Raw genomic sequence first — 1,485 nt, 5'->3', positions numbered from 1 at the left:
TGCTGGTGGCCGGCGTGCAGGAGCTGGGGGCGGAGGCGGTCGACCTGGCTGTCGTCACCCGGGACGCGGCGGGGCTGGCCGGGCTGGCGGGCCTGGCCGCCACGGTCGCGGGCGGGCAGTTCGGCTGGACGCTGCCGCTGGCGTGGTGCGCGATCAGCCCGTTCGTCCCGCGGGAGGACACGACGGCGATCCGCGTCACGGCGTGGCTGCTGCAACCCCCGGGAACACCGGCGGCCACCTGGACGGCGGTAGTGCTGGCGGTGGCCGGTGCGGTGGCATACACGGCCTGGGGAGGGCGTCGCTGAAGGACCCCGGAAGTGTGAATGAGGGAAAACCAACTCCCTCCATGTTAAACGTATATCGCATTGGGGGGCTTGCCGCAAGACCCCGGTCATACCGCAAAATCGTCGCCCTGAGCCGGAAAACCCCGGCTCAGGGATCAAACGGGGGTTTTGCCAGTGCGTGTTTTGCTGTCGACGTACGGGTCGCGCGGGGACGTCGAACCGGTGGCGGGGTTCGGGGCGGCGCTGCGGGCCCGGGGCGCCGAGGTGCGGGTGTGCGCGCCGCCCGACGAGGACTTCGCCCGGCGGCTGGGCGAGGCCGGGGTGGAGTTCGTGCCGTACGGACCGTCGGCCAAGGCGCTGACCAAGGCGGCGCCCGCGCCGTCGTCGCTGCCTGAGCGGGCCGCGCAGCTGATCGCCGCCCAGTTCGACGTCGTGGCCGCGGCGGCCGAGGGGTGCGACGTGGTCGTGGCGACCGGCCTGCTGCCGACCATGGCCGGCGCGCTGTCGATCGCGGAGAAGCTGGGCATCCGGTCGGTGGCCGTCGCCCTCCAGAAGGTGGTCCTGCCGTCCCCGCACCACGCGCCGCTGGCGTACCCGGGCAAGCCGTTCCCGGCGGGGGTGACCGACAACCTGGCGCTGTGGGAGCACGACGCCGAGAACGTGAACGCGCTCTTCCGCGAGGGGCTCAACACCCACCGCGTCGCGAACGGGCTGCCGCCGGTCGGCGACGTCCGCGGGTACGTGTTCCGGAACCCGGTCTGGCTGGCCACGGACCCGGTGCTGGACCCGTGGGAGCCCGCGCCCGGCATCGACGTCGTGCAGACTGGCGCGTGGATCGTGCCGGACGAACGGCCGCTGCCCGCCGCGCTGGAGGAGTTCCTGGCGGCGGGTGAGCCGCCCGTCTACGTCGGCTTCGGGAGCATGCCGATGGCCGCGGCGGCGGACGTCGCCCAGGTCGCCGTCGAGGCGGTCCGGGCGCGGGGGCGCCGCGTGGTCGTCTCGCGCGGCTGGGCCGACCTGGACCTGCTCGACGACGGCGACGACTGCTTCGTCGTCGGGGAGGTCAACCACCAGGAGCTGTTCGGCCGGGTCGCGGCCGTCGTGCACCACGGTGGCGCGGGCACGACGATGACCGCGACGCGGGCCGGCGCGGCCCAGGTCGTGGTGCCGCAGGCGACGGACCAGCCGTACTGGGCGGGCC

1 protein-coding gene and 1 pseudogene are annotated in these 1,485 nt (G+C 74.1%); both read left to right on the top strand.

Annotation, left to right across the window (positions count from 1 at the left end; translation table 11 throughout):
- Positions 1-305, top strand: a pseudogene (locus G3I65_RS33895) (hypothetical protein); the annotation flags it as partial.
- Positions 306-458: 153 nt separating this feature from the next.
- Positions 459-1,485: glycosyltransferase (locus G3I65_RS33890; RefSeq protein ID WP_160699712.1), on the top strand; the 1,027-nt coding region annotated here is incomplete at its 3' end.

This window comes from Amycolatopsis sp. SID8362 (assembly GCF_010550475.1).
In the GTDB taxonomy this organism is placed as follows: Bacteria; Actinomycetota; Actinomycetes; order Mycobacteriales; family Pseudonocardiaceae; genus Amycolatopsis; species Amycolatopsis eburnea.
This window is presented reverse-complemented; position numbering and strand designations above follow the sequence as displayed.